Source organism: Dehalococcoidia bacterium (assembly GCA_025054935.1).
Classification (GTDB): domain Bacteria; phylum Chloroflexota; class Dehalococcoidia; order SpSt-223; family SpSt-223; genus JANWZD01.
On record JANWZD010000015.1, the window covers coordinates 75,188 to 95,879 of the forward strand.

Annotated in this window: 14 protein-coding genes; 7 read left to right on the forward strand and 7 right to left on the reverse strand. The window is 66.6% G+C overall.

Going from position 1 to position 20,692, the window contains the following annotated elements:
• The first annotated feature begins 2,389 nt into the window (after nucleotides 1-2,389).
• The 5 genes from NZ773_14330 to NZ773_14350 all read left to right on the forward strand — a co-directional run bounded on the left by NZ773_14330 (nucleotide 2,390) and on the right by NZ773_14350 (nucleotide 8,117).
• A complete protein-coding gene (locus NZ773_14330; protein MCS6803100.1) occupies nucleotides 2,390-3,562 on the forward strand; it encodes an acyl-CoA dehydrogenase family protein in 1,173 nt (390 codons plus the stop codon).
• A gap of 9 nt (nucleotides 3,563-3,571) precedes the next feature.
• Nucleotides 3,572-4,708 (forward strand): acyl-CoA/acyl-ACP dehydrogenase, encoded by a 1,137-nt coding sequence (locus tag NZ773_14335; protein MCS6803101.1) that lies wholly within the window; start codon nucleotides 3,572-3,574, stop codon nucleotides 4,706-4,708.
• Between the two features lie 319 nt (nucleotides 4,709-5,027).
• Nucleotides 5,028-5,567, forward strand: a complete 540-nt coding sequence (locus NZ773_14340) for a hypothetical protein (protein MCS6803102.1) — start codon at nucleotides 5,028-5,030, stop codon at nucleotides 5,565-5,567.
• Between the two features lie 42 nt (nucleotides 5,568-5,609).
• The gene (gltX, locus tag NZ773_14345; protein MCS6803103.1) at nucleotides 5,610-7,094 is read left to right on the forward strand and encodes a glutamate--tRNA ligase; all 1,485 of its coding nucleotides are present in this window, start codon (nucleotides 5,610-5,612) and stop codon (nucleotides 7,092-7,094) included.
• A gap of 42 nt (nucleotides 7,095-7,136) precedes the next feature.
• Nucleotides 7,137-8,117, forward strand: coding sequence for an MBL fold metallo-hydrolase (locus NZ773_14350; protein MCS6803104.1), 981 nt, complete (start codon nucleotides 7,137-7,139; stop codon nucleotides 8,115-8,117).
• A 156-nt stretch (nucleotides 8,118-8,273) separates the two neighbouring features.
• On the opposite strand, the gene NZ773_14355 is transcribed toward NZ773_14350, so the two are convergent.
• From NZ773_14355 to NZ773_14375, 5 genes are all read right to left on the reverse strand, one after another.
• Nucleotides 8,274-9,620, reverse strand: coding sequence for a DUF1501 domain-containing protein (locus tag NZ773_14355; GenBank protein ID MCS6803105.1), 1,347 nt, complete (start codon nucleotides 9,618-9,620; stop codon nucleotides 8,274-8,276).
• Nucleotides 9,617-11,155 (reverse strand): DUF1800 domain-containing protein, encoded by a 1,539-nt coding sequence (locus NZ773_14360; GenBank protein MCS6803106.1) that lies wholly within the window; start codon nucleotides 11,153-11,155, stop codon nucleotides 9,617-9,619. Before NZ773_14360 ends, NZ773_14355 begins: the two co-directional genes overlap by 4 nt.
• Before the next feature lie 187 nt (nucleotides 11,156-11,342).
• The gene (locus NZ773_14365; GenBank protein MCS6803107.1) at nucleotides 11,343-12,665 is read right to left on the reverse strand and encodes a DUF1501 domain-containing protein; all 1,323 of its coding nucleotides are present in this window, start codon (nucleotides 12,663-12,665) and stop codon (nucleotides 11,343-11,345) included.
• A gap of 11 nt (nucleotides 12,666-12,676) precedes the next feature.
• On the reverse strand, nucleotides 12,677-14,245 hold the full coding sequence (locus tag NZ773_14370) for a DUF1800 domain-containing protein (GenBank protein ID MCS6803108.1): 1,569 nt from the start codon (nucleotides 14,243-14,245) through the stop codon (nucleotides 12,677-12,679).
• Between the two features lie 144 nt (nucleotides 14,246-14,389).
• A complete protein-coding gene (locus NZ773_14375; GenBank protein MCS6803109.1) occupies nucleotides 14,390-17,161 on the reverse strand; it encodes an HAD-IC family P-type ATPase in 2,772 nt (923 codons plus the stop codon).
• A 282-nt stretch (nucleotides 17,162-17,443) separates the two neighbouring features.
• On the opposite strand from NZ773_14375, the gene NZ773_14380 reads away from it, so the two are divergent.
• Entirely contained in the window at nucleotides 17,444-17,935 is a 492-nt protein-coding gene (locus NZ773_14380; protein MCS6803110.1) for a universal stress protein, read from the forward strand.
• Between the two features lie 13 nt (nucleotides 17,936-17,948).
• Here NZ773_14380 and NZ773_14385 read toward each other — a convergent pair whose 3' ends face one another.
• Together NZ773_14385 and NZ773_14390 are read right to left on the reverse strand one after the other, a co-directional pair.
• The gene (locus NZ773_14385) at nucleotides 17,949-18,815 is read right to left on the reverse strand and encodes a nuclear transport factor 2 family protein (protein ID MCS6803111.1); all 867 of its coding nucleotides are present in this window, start codon (nucleotides 18,813-18,815) and stop codon (nucleotides 17,949-17,951) included.
• A 42-nt stretch (nucleotides 18,816-18,857) separates the two neighbouring features.
• A complete protein-coding gene (locus tag NZ773_14390) occupies nucleotides 18,858-19,301 on the reverse strand; it encodes a peptidylprolyl isomerase (protein ID MCS6803112.1) in 444 nt (147 codons plus the stop codon).
• Nucleotides 19,302-19,535: 234 nt separating this feature from the next.
• Here NZ773_14390 and NZ773_14395 point away from each other — a divergent pair, with 234 nt between their 5' ends.
• On the forward strand, nucleotides 19,536-20,510 hold the full coding sequence (locus tag NZ773_14395; GenBank protein ID MCS6803113.1) for a hypothetical protein: 975 nt from the start codon (nucleotides 19,536-19,538) through the stop codon (nucleotides 20,508-20,510).
• Nucleotides 20,511-20,692: the final 182 nt, after the last annotated feature.

The window sequence follows — 20,692 nt, forward strand, 5'->3', positions numbered from 1 at the left end:
GTGGGGGCAATCAGGAGAGCGTCGCTGAAGGTGGTTCCGTTCCATTGGTAGACCGCGCCGTTGCTTCCGCCGGCCCAGCCGTTGGCGGTCGTGCCGGGCACGAGCGAAATCGAAATGAAGTTCGGCGAGGTGCCCGGGATTTGGTCGTTCCAAGTCGCACCGTTCCAGAGCAGGATCGTGCCGTTGTCTCCGGCGGCGAGAGCGAAGTTGCTAGAGCGCGCCTCGACAGCGCGGAGCGTGACGGTGACGCCTGAGGCTTGGGCATTCCAGGTGGTGCCGTTCCAGCGCCAGATGGCGCCGTTATCGCCGACTGCCCAGCCGTCATTGGGGGCGTAGAACGAGACGGCGCGGAGGGTCCTCTCTATCGTTTGATAGAGCCGCCACTGGGCGCTTGCCGGGGTAGCGGTGGGCGTGGGGGCGGCGGGCGTGGCGGTCGGGGTTCGGGTGGGGGTCGGCGTGCCGCCGCTCGGCGTCGGGGGCGGGGGCGGCGGCGGGCAGAAGGGGACGTTCGCGGCCGGGGCAACAACGCCGAGGTCGACAGCGTTGCTGCGCGGCTGAAGCATCGGCGTGAAGCGCGGAGTGCGGCCGTCGAGCAGCGAGACCGATTCGACAGCGGTGTCGAAGACGAGAACGAGGTCGAGCGTCTGGTTCGGCTGGACAGGCGTGCCGACGCCGCCCCGCTGGTAGAGGGTTTGCGCCGCTGATTGGACAGCGGGCACAGCAAGGTCGTACAGCCGGCCCAGCCCGTCTTGGATGCGGAGGTCGCCGACGGCGATAGCGCTGGGGGTAGGGGCGCGGTTGGTCGCCGAGACAAAGACGACGAGATAGGTTCCGGTGGCGACAAGACAGGCGGGCGGCGCGCCAAACGAGGGCCGATACTCTGCGCCCCTGACAACCATCTCCCACTGGGCGAACGAAATGCTCTGCCCGGGCAGCACGGTGGGGAGGAAAGGCGGCGGGTCAGGGATCCGATAGGGGAAGCCGGGAACCAGCCCGCCGCTCGTCACCTCGATGTCGACATCCCAGACAATGACGAGGTCCATGAAGAAGGAGGGCTCGATCACTTGATAGAGCCCGGGCCGATTGTATTGGTCCTTGGCGGCTTGCTGAACCGTGGAGGAAGAGATGATGCCGGTCCGGCCTGCCGGGTCGCGAAAGAGGAGGTCGCTCGGCAGGACGGCATTCGGCTCGAAGCCGGTGTTCCGCACCCGCAGCAGGACGACAGCAAACTTCGCGAAGGCGTACACCGGCCCGCCGGCGCCGCTCAGCATAGTCACGTAGTCGATACGCTGCACGATCGCCTCAAAGGTGTCGAAGCGGATGGTTCCGCTCGGCGCAGGCGTCGGCGTGTTGGTGGGGGTGGCGGTCGGCGTGGGCGTCGGCGTGATGGTCGGGGTCGGCGTGATCGTCGGCGTCCGCGTCGGGGTTCCCGTCACGGTCGGGGTGGCGGTCGGCGGCGTCCAGAGCTGGCCGGCGAGGGTGGCGGGCGTGACGGCCACCTGGGGCAGTAATCCCGCCTCCTTCAAGATGTCGCCGCCGTTGGCGACCGTCACTTGGCCGGCAGCAGCCCACGGCGTGTTGACCTTCCACCGCTGAAAGACGGCGCGCTGCGCGCGGATGACAAAGACAGTGCCGAAATCGCGTGCGCCCATCGGCAAGCCGTAGAGCTGAATAGCATGCTCTTGGGCGAAATAGGCGGCGCGGATCGCCGGGTCGAGGTCGAGGAGGGCGAGGTGATTGGCAACGATCTCGGGCCAGCTTTTGCCCGCGTCGCTCGACCAGTCAGCGGAAGGAGGCACTTGCTTCACTTCCAGCAGCCAGGGGTCTTTGCCGGCGGCGGCGAGGTCGTCGAAGACGTTGACGAATTCGACGGTTCCAGCGGCGGCGTTCCATTTGAACACCGCCTTCTGCATCGCTTGGGCGAAGACGCCGTTGTAAAGAAAGCGGTGCGAGATGGGATAGCCGAGGACAGGAACACCGCCGTACCGCCGGAACCAGGTCCAGAACTGCGAGTTCGAGTCGTCGGAGATCATGAAGCCGTAGTCGGGCGGGGCGGCGCCGCGCGCTTGGGTGTAGAACCAGCCTGAGGGAACGGGAAAATCGGCCGGCTGCTGAGCGCGTGCCGGGCCGACCGACAGCGATCCCAGGAGCACCGCCATGCTGGCCAGCCAGCATGCCCAGACAGCGCGGACCAGGCGAGGTGCGCTCACACGCTCACCCGCGCGCCGGAGGAAGCGGACAAGCAGTCATGCTCTCCGGTTCTAGCTGACACCGCACGCGTGGTCAACAGGATCGGCGCTGCCTCCTTCTCCGCGTTCTGATTAAACCATCGGCTCGATGCTGCCGGTCCGCTCAGGGCGAAGATTGGTATACTGTCGCCGGAGGCGGTATGAACTTCACCTTTACCCCGGAACAGCAGGCGCTCCGGCAGGAAGTCAACGCGTGGTTCGCCGAGGTGATGACCCCGGACTACGAGCTTGAGCTCGAAGTGCGGCATGACGAGAAGGGGGTGCTGAAGGCGTTTTCCAAGCGGCTCGCCGAGAAAGGCTGGCTGACCCACGCCTGGCCCAAAGAGTACGGCGGCGGCGGCCGAAGCCATGTCGAACAGGCGATCATCAACGAAGCGATAGGCTACTGGCACGCGCCGACCTTGGCCCATATCGTCGGCGTCGACCTCGTCGGGCCGACGCTGATGGTGCACGGCACCGAGGAGCAGAAGCAGAAATATCTCCCCGGCATCGCTCGGATGGAGCACGTCTACGCCCAAGGGTTCACGGAGCCTGACGCCGGCTCGGATATCGCTTCCCTCAAAACGCGTGCGGTCGAGGACGGCGACAACTACATCGTCAATGGTCACAAGATCTGGATCGGCAACGCGCACATCGCCGATTGGATCTACCTCGCGGCGCGCACCGACCCCACCCTCGAGCGTCATCGCGGTATCAGCCTCTTCATTGTACCGCTCGAGACGCCGGGTATCGAGGTGCGTCCGATCCCGACGCTCGACGGCCATTTCGTCAATGCAGTCTTTTTCGATGATGTTGTTGTGCCGAAGGACGCGATGGTCGGAGAGAAGAACCGCGGATGGTACGCGATGGTGACAACACTCGACTTTGAGCGTTCGGGTATCGGCGGGGCGTCCGGCGCGAAGCGGACCCTCGAAGATCTGATCGCCTATGCCCGTCATCATCGCCGAGGCGGACGGCCGATCCTGCAGGACCCGCTCATCCGTCACCGGTTTGCCGAGTATGCCACCGAGATTGAAGCCTGGCGGCTGCTCTGCTGGCGCGTCGTCGCGCTCCAAGCTAGCGGGGTGGTGCCGACCGCCGAGGGCACGATGACCGGCATCATCGGCAAGACGTTGCTGCCGAAGCTGGGGGCGCTTGTCATCGATGTAATGGGCAGATACTCCAGCCTCCCCCACGAAGAGACGCGCTGGGCGGCGATGCGCGGCCGATTGCATCGGGTCGTGGTCCGCAGCGTGCTGACCCATCCCGGCGGCACGCCCGAGATCCTGAAAAACGTTCTGGCGACGCGCGGGCTGGGGCTCCCGCGCTCGTGAGAGGGCAGCATGGACGTCACCCTGACCCCTGACCAAGAGGCGATCCAGCGTCGCGCCCGCGAGTTCCTGCAGCGGGAATGCCCGCCGGCAGTCGTGCGCCACGCGCTCGACGACCCGCGCAGCGCTCGCGGCGATCTCTGGCGCCAGATGGCCGCGCTCGGCTGGCTTGGCTTCACCTTCCCCCCAGAGTATGGCGGCGCGAACGGCAGCCTCGTGGACCTCGCCCTCCTGTTTGAGGAGATCGGCCGCGCCCTCGCACCCGGGCCGATCCTCAGTTCCTCGGTGCTCGGCGGCCAAGCGCTCCTCGCCGCCGGGCGGCCCGACCAAAAAGCGGCGATCTTGCCGCGGGTGGCTGCGGGAGAGGTGGTGCTGACGGTCGCACAGCTCGAAGCAGAGCAGGACCGCACTCCCGCCGGGATCCAGACGACCGCCCAGCGCGATGGCGACCGCTGGCTGCTGAACGGGCTGAAGCTGTTTGTTCCGGATGCCCCTCTTGCCGACCTGCTGATCGTGGCGGCTCGCGTCAGCGGCGACGAGGAAGGGATCGGGCTCTTTCTCGTCGAGGCCGGCGCTCCCGGGCTGACGGTCCGGCCGATGACTACCTTCTCGCGCGACTGGCCGGGCGAGGTGGCGCTGGACGCTGTCCGGGTCCCGGCAAGCGCCCTCGTGGGTGACGTCGAGCAGGGGTGGAGTGCACTGAAGCGCGCGAACGACGTGGCGACAGTGATGCTGTGCGCGGAAATGGTGGGGGGAATGCAGGCAGTGCTCGAGATGAGCGTCGAGTATGCCAAGAAGCGGGTCCAGTTTGGGCGGCCGATTGGGGCCTTCCAAGCGATCCAGCACAAGGCGGTGGCGATGGCGATCGAGACTGCCGGAGCCCGCTTCCTCACCTACCGCGCCGCCTGGCTGCTTCAGCACGGCCGTGCGGCCGACACCGATGTGGCGATGGCGAAGGCGAAATGCAACCGCGCCTATCGCCTGGTCACGGTCGAGGGCCACGAAACGCACGGCGGGATCGGCTGGTCGGTCGAATATGACCTGCAGCTCTATCTGCGTCGGCGCTTCGTTGACGAACTGCTGCTCGGCACGACCGACGATCACCTCGAGACAATCGCGGCAGCGATCGAAGCGGGCAGCCTGCCGTAAGCGTCAGCGCGGCGAGGCTGCTTCCTCGCTGTTCTGCTCCGTCCGAAGAGCAGGCAGCGCCGAGATGGGACATGGTCCGCTCCGACGGCAGCTGTCCTCTCCCGCTGCGACCGGGCAGGGCGCGCCGGCATCCGTGCGGCCGGTAGAGGGAGCGCTGCTTCGTCCTCCCGCAGCGGCGCTCGCGAACCTGAGGGCGGCGGCGCGAGGAAAAGCAGTTGCGCGCGAAAGTCTTATGCTCTACTATAGGTTTAGATTTTGCCGATACATCGGCAAGAGACGCGCAACCGTACAGAGAGTGAGGCTGCCGCGGAGGATCGGGATGCTCACCCCGGAAGAGTGCTATCGGATTAGTCGGGCGGTCTATGCGAAAAGCTTCGCCACGGTCGCTCCCTTGTATGGCGACGACCTCGTTCAGGAGGGCGCGATCGGCATCTGGCGCGGGCAGGCGGCGTATCGTGCCGATCTTGCGAGCGAACGCACCTTTGCCTCGCGCTTGGCCCGCAACGCCATGGTCGATGCCCTGCGCCGCCTCCTGCGTCCGCGGTCGCACGAAACGTACGTTACCGACTTGACCCTGCTTGATGAGCCGTTTGAGGACGATCTCAGCGAGCCCGAGGCCTCCGAAACGTGGCGCACGATTGAGGATGGGGCGGGCGAGGAGCGACGCAGCCGCTGGCGCACCATCGTCGCCGGCCGCCTGAGCGGGCTGGCAGACAGCGAGATCGCCCGCCGTCTCGGCATCTCGAAAGCGTCTCTCTCGCGTGAGGCGCAGCGGCTTGCTGCCCACGCCTCGCTCGCCCTCGGCCTCACCCCTCTGCAGCCCCAGCCTCAGCCGGTCGCGGAGCCGCCGGCCCGCTAGCGCGCTCCTGCGCCTGCGCCCGCCCTGTATACTCTTGCCGCTATGACGGTGAGAGTGCGTTTTGCCCCCAGCCCAACCGGCTATCTTCACATCGGCACCGCGCGGACGGTGCTGTTCAACTGGCTCTTTGCCCGCCATTGCGGCGGCGCGTTTGTCCTTCGGATTGAGGACACCGATAAAGAGCGCGAAGTGCCCGGCGCGGTGGACAACATCCTCGAGTCGCTCGCTTGGCTTGGGCTCGACCCGGACGAAGGGCCGGGCGTCGGCGGGCCCTACGGACCGTATGTCCAGTCGGAGCGGCTCGACCGCTATCACGAAGTCGCTCAGGCGCTCGTCGAGGCTGGCAAGGCCTATCCCTGCTTCTGCTCGACCGAAGAGCTTGCGGCAATGCGAGAGCGCCAGCGGGCCGAAGGCCGTCCCCCCGGCTACGATCGCCGCTGCCGTGCCCTCACGTCGGAAGAACGCGCTGCGCGCGCGGCGGCGCTCGGCGGGCGGCGTCCCGTGATCCGCTTTGCGATGCCGCTCGAGGGGAAGACCACTTGGCACGACGTGCTGCGCGGCGAGATCACCGTCGACAACAGCACGCTCGACGACTTCGTGATGATCAAGTCGGACGGCTATCCCACCTACAACTTCGCCCACGTGGTGGACGACCACGACATGGCGATCACGCACGTGATGCGCGCGGAAGAGTTTGTGCCGAGCACGCCGAAGTTTGTCCAGCTCTATTGGGCACTCGGCTGGGACCTCCCGGTCTACGTGCACCTGCCCGATGTGCTCGGGCATGACAAGAAGAAGCTGTCAAAGCGGCATGGCGCAACGGCGATCCTTGAGTATCGCGATGCCGGCTACTTGCCGGAGGCGATGGTCAACTACCTGGCGCTCCTCGGCTGGGCGTACGACGACCGCACCGAGATCATGGATCGCGCCTTTCTGATCGAGCATTTCACGCTTGACAAGCTGAGCAAGCACGGGGCGGTGTTCAACCGCGAAAAGCTCGACTGGTTCAATGGGGTCTATATCCGCGCGCTTAGTGTCGACGACCTGACCGACCGGCTGATCCCCTTCCTCGAGCGGGACTTGCCTCCAGATGTCCCCCGGCCGCTCGACCGCGCCCGCGTACGCCAGTTCGTTCCTCTCATTCAGGAGCGGCTGGTGACGCTCGGCGATGCCCCGGCGCTGCTCGATTTCGCCTTCGTCGAGCGTCCCGCTGTCGACCCGGCGCTCTATGCGCTTGCTGCCAAGGGGGTCGAGCGTGACCTGCTCTGCGCGGGCCTTCTTGCGGCGGCGGAGCGGCTTGCCGCGCTGCCTGACTTCGCGCCTGAGCCGATCGAAACCGAACTGCGAGCGCTTGCCGCTGCGCTTGGGCTGAAGGTCGGCCAGCTGTTCGGGGCCATCCGGGTTGCGGTGACGGGGAAGAAAGACTCCCCCCCGCTCCACCAGACCGTCGCCGCACTCGGACGTGAGGTCACGCTCGAACGGCTGCGTGCCGCTGCTGATCAGCTCCAGCGCGAGGCGGTCGCCTAGAGCGTCGCCGTGTCGCTGACACTCGCCACAGAGGACAATGCGATGGAAGTAGCGCCCGGCGTCCATCAAATTCGCTTCAACGCGCCGAACAATCCCAAGTTCTGGGTGTTTGCCTATTTGGTCGTTGGGGCGGGAGAGTGCGGCCTGGTCGATGCCGGCTGGGCGACCCCAGGCGCTTTCGACGAACTGAGACAGCAGGTCGAGCAGGCGGGCGCGTCGCTCGATCGGATCTCGACCGTCGTCATCACGCACCTGCACCCTGACCATTTCGGCCTTGCCGGCCAAGTGAAGCGCCAAACCGATGCCCGGATCGTGTTCCACGAACTTGAAAAGCCGTTCGTTGAGACGCGCTATCGCTCCTACAGCAAGCTGCTCGACTCGCTTGCCGACTGGCTCCTCTCGTACGGCGTGCCGGAAGAGGAGATGCCCGAACTGCAGACGGCAAGCATCCCGGCGCGGCGCTTCGTCAGCGAGGTCGATCCTGACGAAGTGGTCTTTGGCGGCGAGATCGTGAAGCTGGGCGGGCAAGACTGGGAAGTGATCCACACCCCGGGCCACACGCGCGGCCACATCGTTCTCTACAACCGGTCGACGAAGACCCTCATCTCCGGCGATCACATCCTGCCGGGCATCACGCCGAACGTCAGCCTCCATCCAGAGTCAAGTGAGAACCCGCTCGGCGACTATATCGCCTCGCTCCGCAAGCTCCAAGACTTGCCGGTGACGACAGTGCTGCCGGCGCACGAACACGCCTTTTCCGGCCTCGCGCGGCGCATCCGCGAGATCGAGGCGCATCATGAGGAGCGGCTGAGCCAGATGCTGGCGACGCTCACCGACCAGCCGAAGACCGGCTACGCGGTTGCCGCCGCCGTGCGTTGGAATGTCGGCGACTTCGCGACCTTCGACGCCCATACTCGCCGCGCCGCGATGATGGAGACGCTCGCGCATCTCGAATATCTGCGCCGTCAAGGCTTGGTCGAGAAGATCTTGATCGACGGCGTGTTCCACTACCGGAAGCGGTAGGGCGCGGTCTCGCCGCTGCTTCTCCCCGGGGGGAGCGGGCGCTCGTCCCCCGTCGACAGCAAGAACAGAAGGGCTTCTGGCGCTGAAGGCAGCTCGTCGCAGCAGGCGGCCTCGCGTTGCCTCATGCGCTGGGCAAGCGTCGTGGCGCGCCTGCTGCTAGCGCCCGGCAATCGGAATGTAGACGCGGGGTGCGTTGAGTGCCGGCGCGGCAGGAGAGGGGGCTGCGGTCGCAGGAGGAGAATTGGGAGAGTCGGTGCCGCGAGCGAAGCCGAGCGGGGCATAGGGAGGCATGCCGGGGAAGACGTCGGTGAGGCGCGGGTTCTTCAGCCGGCGCACCACGATTTCGCCTAACACGTGCCGATAATCTGTCGTGATGGCGAGGTCTTGCTGCTCGAAGAGCGCCTCCCGTTCGAGGCCGGGCCAACGGCCGTAGATCCCGCCGATGATGCCGCCGCCAAGGACAAGCATGACGTTGCCGTGCCCGTGGTCGGTGCCTCTGCTTTGATTTTCGCGCAGCTGCCGGCCGAACTCGCTCATCACAACGACAGTCAGCCGCTCTGACCAGTCGGCGAGGTCGGTGAGGAACGCGCTCAGCCCGCCGGCGAGCGCTCCGACTAGGGCGGCGAACAGGCCTTCGCCGTCTCCTCCCTGCTCTTCGTGCGTATCCCAGCCGCCAAAGTCGACGCAGGCGACGCGCAGTCCAAGGTCCAGCTTGATCGCTTGGGCGACCACTTGCAGCGACTGGCCGAAGGCGCCGCTCGGGTAGCGCGCCCCGTTCGCGGGGGTGTAGCGGTCCGGCAGGCGCGCGACTACCCGGTCGACTACGTCGAGGGCCTGAATGCCCGCACGCTGGATCCAGTGATCGCCGCCATACAGCTCGCGGACGGCGATCCGCTGAAAATCGATCTGGTCCCAGCGGCCTGTGTAGTCGAGCGCCTGAAAGCTCGGCACGGCTGCGGTCTCGTGAAGGCCGAGCACCGCGTCGGGAAGGGTGGCGCTGGTGGTCAGCGCGGTGAGGGGTGGGGCCCCGCCGTTCGAGGCGGTCGTGCCGGCCGTGGTGAGATGCCGCGTGATCCAGCCGGTGGCGAGCGATTTGTGGCCGGGGGTGCCGCGCTCCATCATCGCCATGGCGTCGAAATGCGAGCGGGTCGGGTTGGTCAGCCCGGTGGCAACGATGATAGCGAGGTGCTTGGCGTTCCAAACGGTCAGCAGCGGTGCGGCAGCGGGGTGGAGACCGAAGAAGCCGTTCAGGTCAAGCGCGCCGCGCGTTCGGCCCGGCGGGGCAACGCGGAGGGTTGGCCGATTGACCGCGTAGTGCGGGTCGCCGTGCGGGACAACGAGGTTCAGCCCATCGATGCCGCCCCGCAGGAAGATCGACACAAGAATATCGCCCGCGTTGGCCGGCGCCGGCTCGGCGAAGGCAAGATGCGACACCCAGGCGCCGCTCAGGGCGGCGATCGCGCCGCTGCAGCCCGCGAGGAAGCGTCGTCGCGAGAGCGTCATCGCAGCTGCGCCGCCGGAAGATGGAAGACGAGCGCCGCCAGCGAGTTGACGCGCGCCTCCACCGTTTCTGGAGAGAGCGGGACGTCGGGATGACGCCCGCGCGCGACGAACCTGACAAGCGGCCACCATTCCGCCTCGGGCGGGAGGTAGCCGAGCAGGCGCTCGACCCAATAGCGCGCCACGTCGCGCGGCGTGGTGAGGCGCGCAGGGTGGCGCGCTGGCAACGTCGTTGTCGTGCCCGCGACGAAGTTTTCGGCGAGCGCGTTGAAAACGCTCCACCGGGCTGTCAGCTGGGTGCTCCCCAGCCAAGCGGTTCGCTCGTCGGGATAGCCGTTCGGGGCGGGCCATTCCCAGAGGGGCTGCCCGACGCGCGAGATATACCAGCCAAATTCGCCAGTCCAGCGCCATTCGGCCTCGATGGCGCGGAGGAAGGCGACCATCGCCTCGAACGGCCGGCGAATCTTCTCGCCCCAGACGGTCGTCGCGTCGGGATGGGTGAGCAGCGCCCGGACGACATGGCGCAGCTGATCCGGCGCGATGAGGTGGTCGAGATAGGCGCGCGCGCCGGCGTCGACAAGGCTGGCGGAGGGGGTGTCGGCGATCAGCCGGCGCGCGAGCCGTGTCGCGATGTTGCGCGCGGTCGCGGGGTGGCGCGCGAGGAGATCGAGCACATCGCGCCCGTCTTTCAGCGGCGGCTGGTTGGCGGGGAGCGTTGTGCCGAGGACTGTCTTCGCGCCGGTGTCGTGCCACGGCGCATAGTAGAAAAATTCGCCCGTATCGCCGAAGGCGGGGTCCCAACTCCGATTGCGCAGCGTCCAGCCGGTGAAGCAGCGGGCGACCTCCCGAACGTCGGCATCGGTGAAGACGTCCGGCGTGCTTGGGCCTCTTCCCGGACGGTAGGCGGCGGCGCCGAGGGTGTGCAGTTCGAGCAGCTCGCGGGCAAAGTTTTCGTTCGGCCCCGCCGCCTGGTTGCTCGCGTTATCCAAGTAGTAGAGCATGGCGGGGCTGGTGGCCATCTCCTCGAGAAAGGCGCGAAAGTTGCCGAAAACGTTGCGCCGGATCCGGCGGTCGTGGTCGGGCCAGAAGAGATAGATCGGGTAGGCGGCGCTGTAGACATTGAAGTGGTTGTGCCAGTAGTCGACGAGCAGCTCATACAACTGGCGGCGCGAGTAGATGGCGCGCAGCCAGGCGAGGGTGCGCGCTTCCTCCCGCGGTTTCCACGTGTCGGCGGGGTTAGGGAGCGTGCGGCGCGCCCATAACGCGGGGATCGAGAGGTGCTGATACTGTGGCGCCAGTTCCGCGATCCGCGCCTCGCAGGCAGAGTCATCGATCCGCTCGGGATAGAGCTGCTCCTCGATGTAGGCAGCGACCCCCATTGCCCGCACCCGCTCGACATCGCCGGGCCGGGGGCCAAACCCAGCGCGATGGAGGATGATTACCTCAGCGGGCGGGCGCGCCAAGACGCTTGGAGCGGCAAGCGCCGCCGGCTCGGCCTCGCCCGGCGGCAATGGGATGACCGCGGCGCGGCCAGCCATTCGAGCGGATGAAGCCCACTGTTGGCGTGACGCCATACGCTCCCTTGCAAAGCAGGACCGAGTGGCGGCGGACCGGCGACGGTCGGCGCTGCCCGGATACTGGCTGCGGCGTTGCTGGGTTCCCCGACCGTGACAGTCCGTCCAGACTTCACTTCGTCAGAAGGGAGCGAGAAGCGCAGGGGCGCTCCTATCGCGAGGCGACAGGGATGAACACACTCTCCGCCGCAGTCGGCGGAAGGCTGAGCGAGGGGGGCGGAATGGGAAGGTCCGTGCCCTGCGCTAGACCGAGCGGGGCATAGGGAGGCATGCCCGGGAAGACGTCGGCGAGGCGCGGGTTCTTCAGCCGGCGCATGATGATCTCGCCCAGCACTTGACGATAGTCGGTGGTGATCCGCAAATCTTGGCGCTCATCGAGCTGGTCTTCTGCTAACCCCGGCCAGGTGCCATAGACCTTGCCGCCATTAATCCCGCCGCCGAGGACGAGCATGACGTTGCCGTGGCCGTGGTCGGTGCCTTCGCTGCCGTTTTCGCGAACGCGCCGGCCGAACTCGCTCATCACGACGATCGTCAAGGAGTTGACGTAATTCGTCAGGTCGGTGTAGAAGGCGGTCAGTCCTTGAGACAAGGTGTCGACCAGCGCCGCAAATTGGCCTTGGCCGTCGTTGCCCTGATGTTCGTGGGTGTCCCAGCCGCCGAGGTCGACGGCGGCCACCTGAAGGCCGATCTGCAGTTTGATCAGCTGGGCGACGGCTTGGAGGGCGTCGCCGAACCCGTTGCCGGGATAGACCGCCCCGAACTGCGGGGTGTAGCTCGCGCCGGCGAAGGCGATCTGGTCGATGATGTCGAGCGCCTGCGTTCCGGACTGCTGGATCCAGGTCGAGCCGTCGTACATCCGGCGCAAGGCCAGCCGCTGCGCTTCGACTTGACTCCACTCGCCCCAGTAGTCGAGGCCGCCCGTTCGGGGGACGGCGGCGACATGGAGCGCGCCGAGCAGCGACGTCGGCACGAGGTTGCTGGCGGCCAGAGCACGGATCTCGCCGGCGGTCCCAGCGGTGGAGCGGAGATGCCGCGTGAGCCAGCCGGTGCCGAGCGTCTTGTTGCCCGGGGTGCCGCGCTCCATCATCGCCATGGCGTCGAAATGCGAGCGGGTCGGGTCGGTCAGCCCGGTGGCGTGGACGATTGCGAGCTTGCCGGCTTGGTAGAGGGTGTGCAGCTCGTTGGCGGCAGGGTGCAGACCGAAGCGGCCATCGAGGTCGAGCGCCCCGTTCGGACGGCCGGGCGGACGCACCCGAATGTCGGGGCGATACTGGTAGTAGCGGTCTTCGAAATAGGGAATGCACAGGTTAAGACCGTCGAGCCCGCCGCGCAGAAAGATCGAAACGAGCACATCTGCCCCCGCAGAGGCGCTGCTTGGGGCGGCGAAGACGAGGTCGGTCAGCCGCGCCCCGCTCATTGCCGCGATCGCCGCGCTGCAGCCGGCCAAGAAGGTGCGTCGGGAAAGCGACGACATCGGGGCTCCCTTCATCGCAGCTGTGCTGCGGGCATCTGGAAAATGAGCGCGACAAGGGCGCTCGTTCGGTCAGCAACATCCTCGGCAGGAAGAGGGAAGTTCGGGTTCCGGCCGCGAGCGAGGAAATCAATGATCGGCTGCAGCTCGGCGGCGGGGGGTGTGTAGCCGAGCAGGCGGTTGGTCCAGAACGCGACGAGCGCGGTCGGCCGCGTGTCGCGCGGCGTGACGGCGAGGAGGTCCATCGTCGTCCCCTCTATGCTCCCGCAGCAGAGGGCGTTGATCAGGTTCCACCGGCGAATCAGCTGGGCGCTGCTCGTCCACGCCTCTCGGGTGTCGGGATAGCCGTCGGGCGGTCCCCACTCGAAGAGGCGCTGGCCGGTCAAGCCGTAGTTCCAATCGAAGCTGTCGGTCCACCGCCAGTCCGCCTCCGTGGCGCGCAGCACGGCGACGATCGATTCGAACGGCCGCTTCACTTTCTCGCCCCAAATCTCGGTGAAGTCGGGGTGGGTGAGAAGGGCCCGATAGGTGCGGCGGAGCTGGTCGTCGGCGTTGCGGTGGGCCGTGAAGGCGGCTACGCCGGCCTCGATCAGGCGCTTCGAGGGGCGGTCGGAGACGAGACGGCGGGCGAGGCGAGTGACGACATTCCGCGCCGTCGCCGGATGCTCGGCCAGCCGGTCGAGCACGGTTCGCCCGTCGGTGAGGGCGCTCTGGTTCTGCTGAATGAACGCGTTCAGGACGTATTTCTGGCCGATGTCATGCTCGCCTTCGTAGACGATCGACCGACCGGTGTCGCCAATCTGGGGGTTCCAGGGGTTGTCGGCCACCATCCAGCCGGTGAAACAGCGGGCGGCATCGTACACGTCGGCGTCGCGGTAGCCGGGATAGACGATCTTGGGGTCAGAGGGCGCGATGCCCGGGATATAGGCGGCGACCCCCATCGTGTGCAGTTCGAACAACTCGCGCGCGTAGTTCTCGTTGGTGCCGCTCTTGCGGTTGTACTGGTTGTCGAGGTAGTAGAGCATCGGCCCGCTGAGCGCCATCTCTTCGAGAAACTGGCGGAAATTGCCGAAAACATTCCGCCGGATTCGACGGTCGTGGTCCGGCCAGAGAAAATGTCCCGGATAGTGCGGGCCGTAGACATTGAAATGGTTGTGCCAGTGGTCGACGAGTACTTCCTGCAGCTGGGCCCGCGCGTAGATCGCGCGCAGAAAGGTGTTCAGCCGCACCTGCCGAAAGGCCGCTTGCTGGGCAGTGTAGTTCTGCAGTGAGCGGCGGGCCCACAGCGTTTCGACCGGCGCGTCCAGCAGGCTGAGATCGAAAGCGGCGGCTTTCTGCCGATAGAGGCTCTCGTCGATTGTCTCGGGATGCAGCTGCTCCTCGATGTAGGCAGCAATTCCCATCGCTCGCACGCGCTCGACATCGCCGGGGCGCGGCCCGAAAGCGATGCGGTTGAGGACGATTACCTCAACGGGCGGCTTCGCCGGCGCGGGCGCCTGCCCGAGTTTCTGATATCCCTCACGGCGGGGAGGGCGGTCTTCGGGCAGAAGGGGGAGCGGAGCGCGATTGTTGCTGCGTGACACGCTTACCTCAATCAACGCCAAGGAGAGATTCCGCTCCGTCCGAGCGGAGCGCGTCGTCCCGGCCGGCGCGCTCCGCTCGGCGGAAGCGATGCGGGCGAGCCTCGCGTCGCCCCCCTACGGTAGCAGATGTAGCGCTGACAGTCGTTAGCCCGTTTGGGCTGGCCCGGGGCTCCCGACGGCGGCGGGGACGAAGCGGCGTCCGCCCGAGCCGGGGCGGTCCGGCCGGGGGCGCCGGATCAGCTTGTGGATCTCCATCGCCACAATGATCGTCGCAGCCACCGGGATGATGCGGAGCCAAGCGTCGAGCGAGATCGGCTCAACCCGCAGCACGAACTGGGTAGGGGGGAAGTAGAGCGCAGCGATGTGGATGAGCAGCGCTGCGGTTGTGGCGATGAACAGGAACGGATTAGAGAAGGGGCTTTTCTGAAAGACAGAGAGCCGTTCCGAGCGCGAGTTGCCGACTTGGAACATCTGGAAGATCACCATCGTTGTCAAGGCGACCGTCTGGGCTTGGGTGAGAGAGCCGCTCTGGTTCAGTTCCCACCAAAACATGGCCAGCGTTCCGATGCCCATCACGATCCCTGCCACGATGGTCCGCTCCCAAAGAGTTCGCGAGAGCAGGCCTTCGGTGCGCGGGCGCGGCCGCCGCCTGAGCACTCCGCGCTCTCCCGGCTCGAAAGCGAGCGCCACGTCTTGCAGACCGTTTGTGACGACGTTCAGCCAGATCAGTTGGGTTGGCAGGAAGGGGATCGGCCAGCGCAGCGTCAGCGCGGTCAGAATGGCGAGGACAGTTGCGGCGCCGGTGGAGACGAGGAAGAAGGTGACATTGCGAAGGTTGTCGAACGTGATCCGGCCCTCTTCGACGGCCGCGACGATGCTGACGAAGTTGTCGTCGGCGAGGATCATGCTCGATGCCTCGCGGGCGACATCGGTGCCGCTTTTGCCCATCGCGATGCCGATGTCGGCAGCGCGCAGGGCTGGGGCGTCGTTGACGCCGTCGCCGGTGACCGCCACGACCTCGCCGCGGCGGCGCAGCGCCTGCACGATGCGCAGCTTCTGGTCCGGTGAGACCCGCGCAAAGATGGAGGCGCGGCGGACGACTTCGTCGAGCTCCGCGTCGCTCATCGCCGCAAGCTGAGTGCCGGTGACGACCAGCGCGTCGCGGCCAGCGAGCCCAAGCTGAGCGCCGATGGCGCGCGCAGTGACAGCGTGGTCGCCTGTAATCATGATGACGCGGATGCCGGCGTCGCGGCAGTTGGCGATCGCCTCGCGGACGCCAGGGCGTGGAGGGTCCATCATCCCGGCGAGCCCGAGGAAGTGCAGACCGCGCAACTCGGGCAGGGGCATCTCGGTCGGCGGGGGGTGAGGGAGCCGAACCGAGGCGAAGCCGAGCACGCGCAGCCCGTCGGCGGCCATTGCATCGAGCGCGGCATGGACTTCACCAAGGTCGAGCGGCGCAAGGCCGTCGTCGCGCGCTTGCGCGTCGCACATCGCGAGGATGCGCTCGGGCGCTCCTTTGACAAACAGCCATGCTGCGCCGTCGTGCAGTCGCACGCTCGCCGAATACTGGCGCTCGGGCTCGAACGGCAAGTCGGTCAGCAGGTCATAGCGATCGCGCACTTGCTCGGGTTCGAGCCCGAGCCGAGCGGCGGCGACGAGCAGCGCCGCTTCGGTGGGGTCCCCTTGGGTCGCGAAGCCGTCGTGGGTGCGATAGACCTCTGCTTCGTTGGTCAGGATCGCGGTTATCAGCAGTTGCGCTACCGTCGGCTGCTCGACGAGGGGAGTTGGAATGCCGTCTGCCAGCAGTTCGCCCGTCAGGTTCTCGCCGGCGGCCACTTGGAAGTGCCGCCCGTTCGCCCAAATCTGCTGGACCGTCATCCGGTTCTCGGTGAGAGTGCCGGTCTTGTCGGAGCCGATGACCGTGGTGCTGCCGAGGGTCTCCACCGCAGGCAGCCGACGAATAATGGCGTTCCGGCGCGCCATCCGCTGCACCCCGAGAGCAAGGGTGATGGTAAAGGCGATCGGCAGCCCCTCGGGGATCGAAGCGACCGCCAGCGCGACGGCGACGAGGAACATGTCGGTCGGCGACTCGCCAAGCAGAACGCCGATGACAAACGCGATCGCTGCAGCAATGCCGACCGCAATGCCGATGACGCGACTGAACCGCTTCAGGCGGATCTCGAGCGGGTTGGCTGTTGTGCCGGTATCGCGCAGGCTCGCCGCAATCGCGCCGAGCTGGGTCCGCTCGCCAGTCGCGACGACATAGCCGCGCCCGCGTCCCGAGACAACGATCGTGCCCAGATAAGCAAGATTAGTGCGGTCGGTCGCCGGCACCTCCGCCGCCAAGACCCCCGCCTGCTTGGCGACCGGGATCGACTCTCCGGTCAGGAGCGATTCGTCAATCTGGAGGGCGGTTGTCGAGGTGAGGCGCAGATCGGCCGGAACGCGCATGCCCGACTCCAGCAGCACGACGTCCCCGGGAACGAGGTCGACGCTTTCGATATCGCGTTCCTGACCGTTCCGGACCACCCGAGCGTGAGGCGTCAGCAGGCGCATCAGCGCCCGCGCGGCGCGCTCGGCACGGCGCTCTTGGATGAAGCCGACCGTGGCGTTAATGACGAGGACTGCCGCGATCACGGCGGTATCGACGTATTTGCCGAGCACAATGGTCGCGACGCCGGCCGCCATCAGGATGAGAACGAGCGGGCTGCGGAACTGATGGAGGATGAGTTCGAGATCGCTCGGCGGCGGCGCTTCTGGCAGCTGGTTTGGCCCATACCGCGCCAGGCGAGCCGCAACGCTCTCGGGCGAGAGCCCATGCTCGCTGGTGCTCAGGAGCTCGGCGACTGCTTCGGACGGGAGGGCGTGCCAGTCTGCCGCGGGATAGTCCTGGGCAATGGCCGATCGTTCAGCCACGGCATGCTCGCAGGTGGCGCAGGGGCAGTGACGAGCGCGAGGGCATAGAATTCATTCTCCGAAGAAGGTGCAGCAGTGGGAGGGCCATCTGGGCAGTTCGCGAGTGGCCATTCGGCCGCATCAACCGCGCGCAAGACGAGCCGTTCGCTTCCTCCGCCTCGTCCACATGGCCCCTCCACCGTTTCTTTGGGTCATGCGAAAAGTATGCCGGCGCCGCAGCATCTGCGCAACGTCGCGCAGGCTCCTGTCTGACAGGGCTGCGGCGCGCTGGCAGAGGAGTGGATGATGCCGCGCGCCCCGCTCCTAGTGCTGGTCCCGCTCGACGGCTCTCCCCTTGCGGAACTGGCGCTTCCGCACGCTGCCCTCTTGGCAAAGCGGCTGCCGAGCCGGCTCCTGCTGCTGCGGGTGAATCCGGAGATTGGCGGCGGCCTCGACCCCTACACGATGCGGCGGCTCGCGGAAGAGGACGGCGCGGTAGCGCGCGCGTATCTCGCCGAGCAGCAGCGCAAGCTGGCCGAGATCGGGGTCGGTGCGGAGGGGGTCGTCCGCGTCGGCGAGCCAGTATCGGCAATCAGCGACGTGATCCGGGAGCGCGGCGTCGCCTTTGTGGTTATGACGACGCACGGTCGAAGCGGGCTCCAGCGCGCCTTCTTCGGCAGCGTTGCCGACCGGCTGCTGCGGGAGTCGCCCGTACCAGTGATGGTGGTTCGGCCTGGTCAGCCCCTGCCGGCACGGTATGCGCATCTTGCAACGCAAGTTGTCGAGCGTCCCTAACGGCTGAACGGGGTTAAGGGATGTCCTCATCGTGAGGAGGGACAACGTCTCCCCATTTCGGCCCGTAATACTCGCGGATGCGCCAGGCGCGTCCGTCTTTCATCTTGATGACGAGGAAGAGGGTGCTTTGGTCGACACTGCCTGCGGCGACCGATCGGGTGTGGCAGGCAAAGCCGCCGCTGTCGCCCCCGACCGCTGCCCGATCGAGCTGGATCGCGATCCCGTTTTCGGTGCGCGCGGCGCGGCGAAGGATGAGGTCGCGAATGGCCTCTTTGCCGGTATAGGCGCCGCCGGCAATCTCCTCGCGAGCGGGGAAATAGAGCACGGCGTCATCCGCAAGCCGGTCGAGAAACGCCTCGAGCGCTCCTGGCTGGGCGCCGAGCGCGCCCAGATAGCGTTCGGCGACGGCGCGGACATCGTCCAGCGTAGTCGGCGGTGCTTGGGAGGGCGGCGGCTCATCGGCGGGCGGGATCGTGTCCCAGCGCAGCCCAAAGTGCTCGCGGTAGCGGAACAGCTTGCCGTCACGCATCTTGAAACTGATGACCACGCAGCCGCGATAGTGCGCCCCGTCGCGGGTCACCGCTTCGTCGTGGAACTGGAAGGCGACCGTGTCGCCGGCAACGAATTCGTTATCGAGCGTGATGAATAAGCCGGTGTTGTAGACCGTCCGGACGAAGGAGAACAGCTCCCTAATCTCGTCGCCGCGATAGGCCCCTTTGCTGAGATTTGGTCCCTGCGGAAAGTAGAGCACCATCTCGGGATGCATCTCCGCGATAAAGCGGTCGAGGGCGGCGCGGTCGCCGGCGAGCCCCGCTTGGAAGGTGGCAAAGGCAGCGCGGGCAGCGGCGAGGGTCGGGTTGTCGGTAGGCGCAGCGAGCATCGGCCTAGCTCCTGAGAGAAGGTGCTCCCATTGTACGCGGGACTACGATCGCTCGCTGATCGTCACCTTTGTCATCCGGTCGCCCGGTACGATCCGGTCGACAACGTCCATTCCTTCGACGACCTTCCCAAAGAGGTTGTACTGCTTCGGCAGCGGCGTGTCGCGCTTCAGGATGAAGAACTGGCTGCCGTTCGTGTTGGGGCCGGCGTTTGCCATCGCCACCACGCCGCGGAGATATTCGCCTCTCACTGGCTCATCCTCGAAGCGATAGCCGGGTCCTCCGGTCCCATTGCCGAGCGGGTCGCCCCCTTGGATCACCCACGACTCGACGCGATGGAAGGTGAGGCCGTCGTAAAAGCCGTCGCGGGCGAGAGTCACAAAGTTGTTCACCGTCTTCGGCGCGTCCTTCGGATACAGTTCGAGCACGATCCGCCCCTTTGTCGTTTCGAGCGTGGCGCGGTAGATCTTGTTCTGGTCGATCGTCATCGGCGGCGGCGCGGTATACGTTTTCCGGCCGCTGGTCGATTGGGACGGGGCAGGGGCGCTGCCGGTTGTGGCTGCCGGCTGGCACGCGAGGGCGAGGAGGGCGGTTGCCGCGATAATGACGACACGAGGCGCAGCCATAGAGATCTCCTGACACGGCAGTGAGGCGCCGCGACTGTGCGCAGAATGGTAGAGTGTCGCCCGAAGCGAGAAGCAACCGATGCCCGGGGGGACGCCATGATCAGCGGGATCTATGAGAACTGCATCGCGACGACGAACCTCGCAGAAGCGCTGCGCTACTGGCACGAGTTCGGCTACGAGCCAATCGCAGAAGGGGCGATCTCAGCCGAGGCGGCCGGAACGCTCTACGGCCATGCCAGCGGGCTGCGCTCCGTGCGGCTCCAAAACGGCGGCGTGACAACCCACGGGCTGCTGCGGCTGTTTGTCTGGGATGAACTGCGGGATGACGGGCTGGGGCGCGTCCCGCCGCTGACCGTGGGAGGGCGCTGGTTCATTCAAAACTGCGCCGATATCTGGCTGATCAAGGATGCGTTCGATGATCTCGCTCACTGGGGCGAGCCGTACACCGTTACGACGCCTGCGCGCGCGCAGATGCGCTTTCCCGATCCAGCCAACACGCGGCCCTCGATCGTCAACCGCCGGATCGGCGTGCGCGAGCTGATGGTGCTAGGCGAAGAGGTGCGGCAAGCGTTCTTCCAGCGCTACGGCTATGTCCGCGAAGGCTACGGCACAATCAACATGGCTGCGCCGCTGAAGACAAGCGAAGCGACGCACTCATCGTTCATCGTCAGCGATGACTCGCACGGCCGCTTCTATGTCGATGTTCTTGGGATGGTGAACACGAACCCGCTCCACGAGAGCACGGGCCGCAATCCCGGCAATGCGGAGACCCTGATGATCGACCCCGACCAAGCGTTCACCATTCAGGGCTACATGGCGCCGGGAGCGTCCTGCGGGATGTTCCAGTTCTACATGCCTCGCTGGAAGACCCCGGATCTCTCTGCTCGCTCGCGGCCCGGCTCGCGCGGGCTGACGCTCTCGACCTTCCGCGTCGATGACATCGCCGACTATCACGCCAGAGTGCAGGCGAGCGCGGCCACCGCCGTCACCCCCATTGTGCGGAACGAGTTCGGCGAGGAGAGCTTCAGCTTCATTGCGCCGGACGGCGTGTTCTGGACGATCCTCGCCTAACGCCGTGCCGTGCTTCTCAGCGCGAGAGAGACGCTCACGGCCGGCGTCGTTGCGAGGCGGCGAAGCCGCCGCGGCAATCCCGCCGCCAGACAGCTGTTTTCGGAGGGAGAAGGGCGAGGAAGGCGTGGTCCCGCATTTCGGCGGGATTGCCGCGGGCGCCCGCGGCGGCCCCGCCAATACGG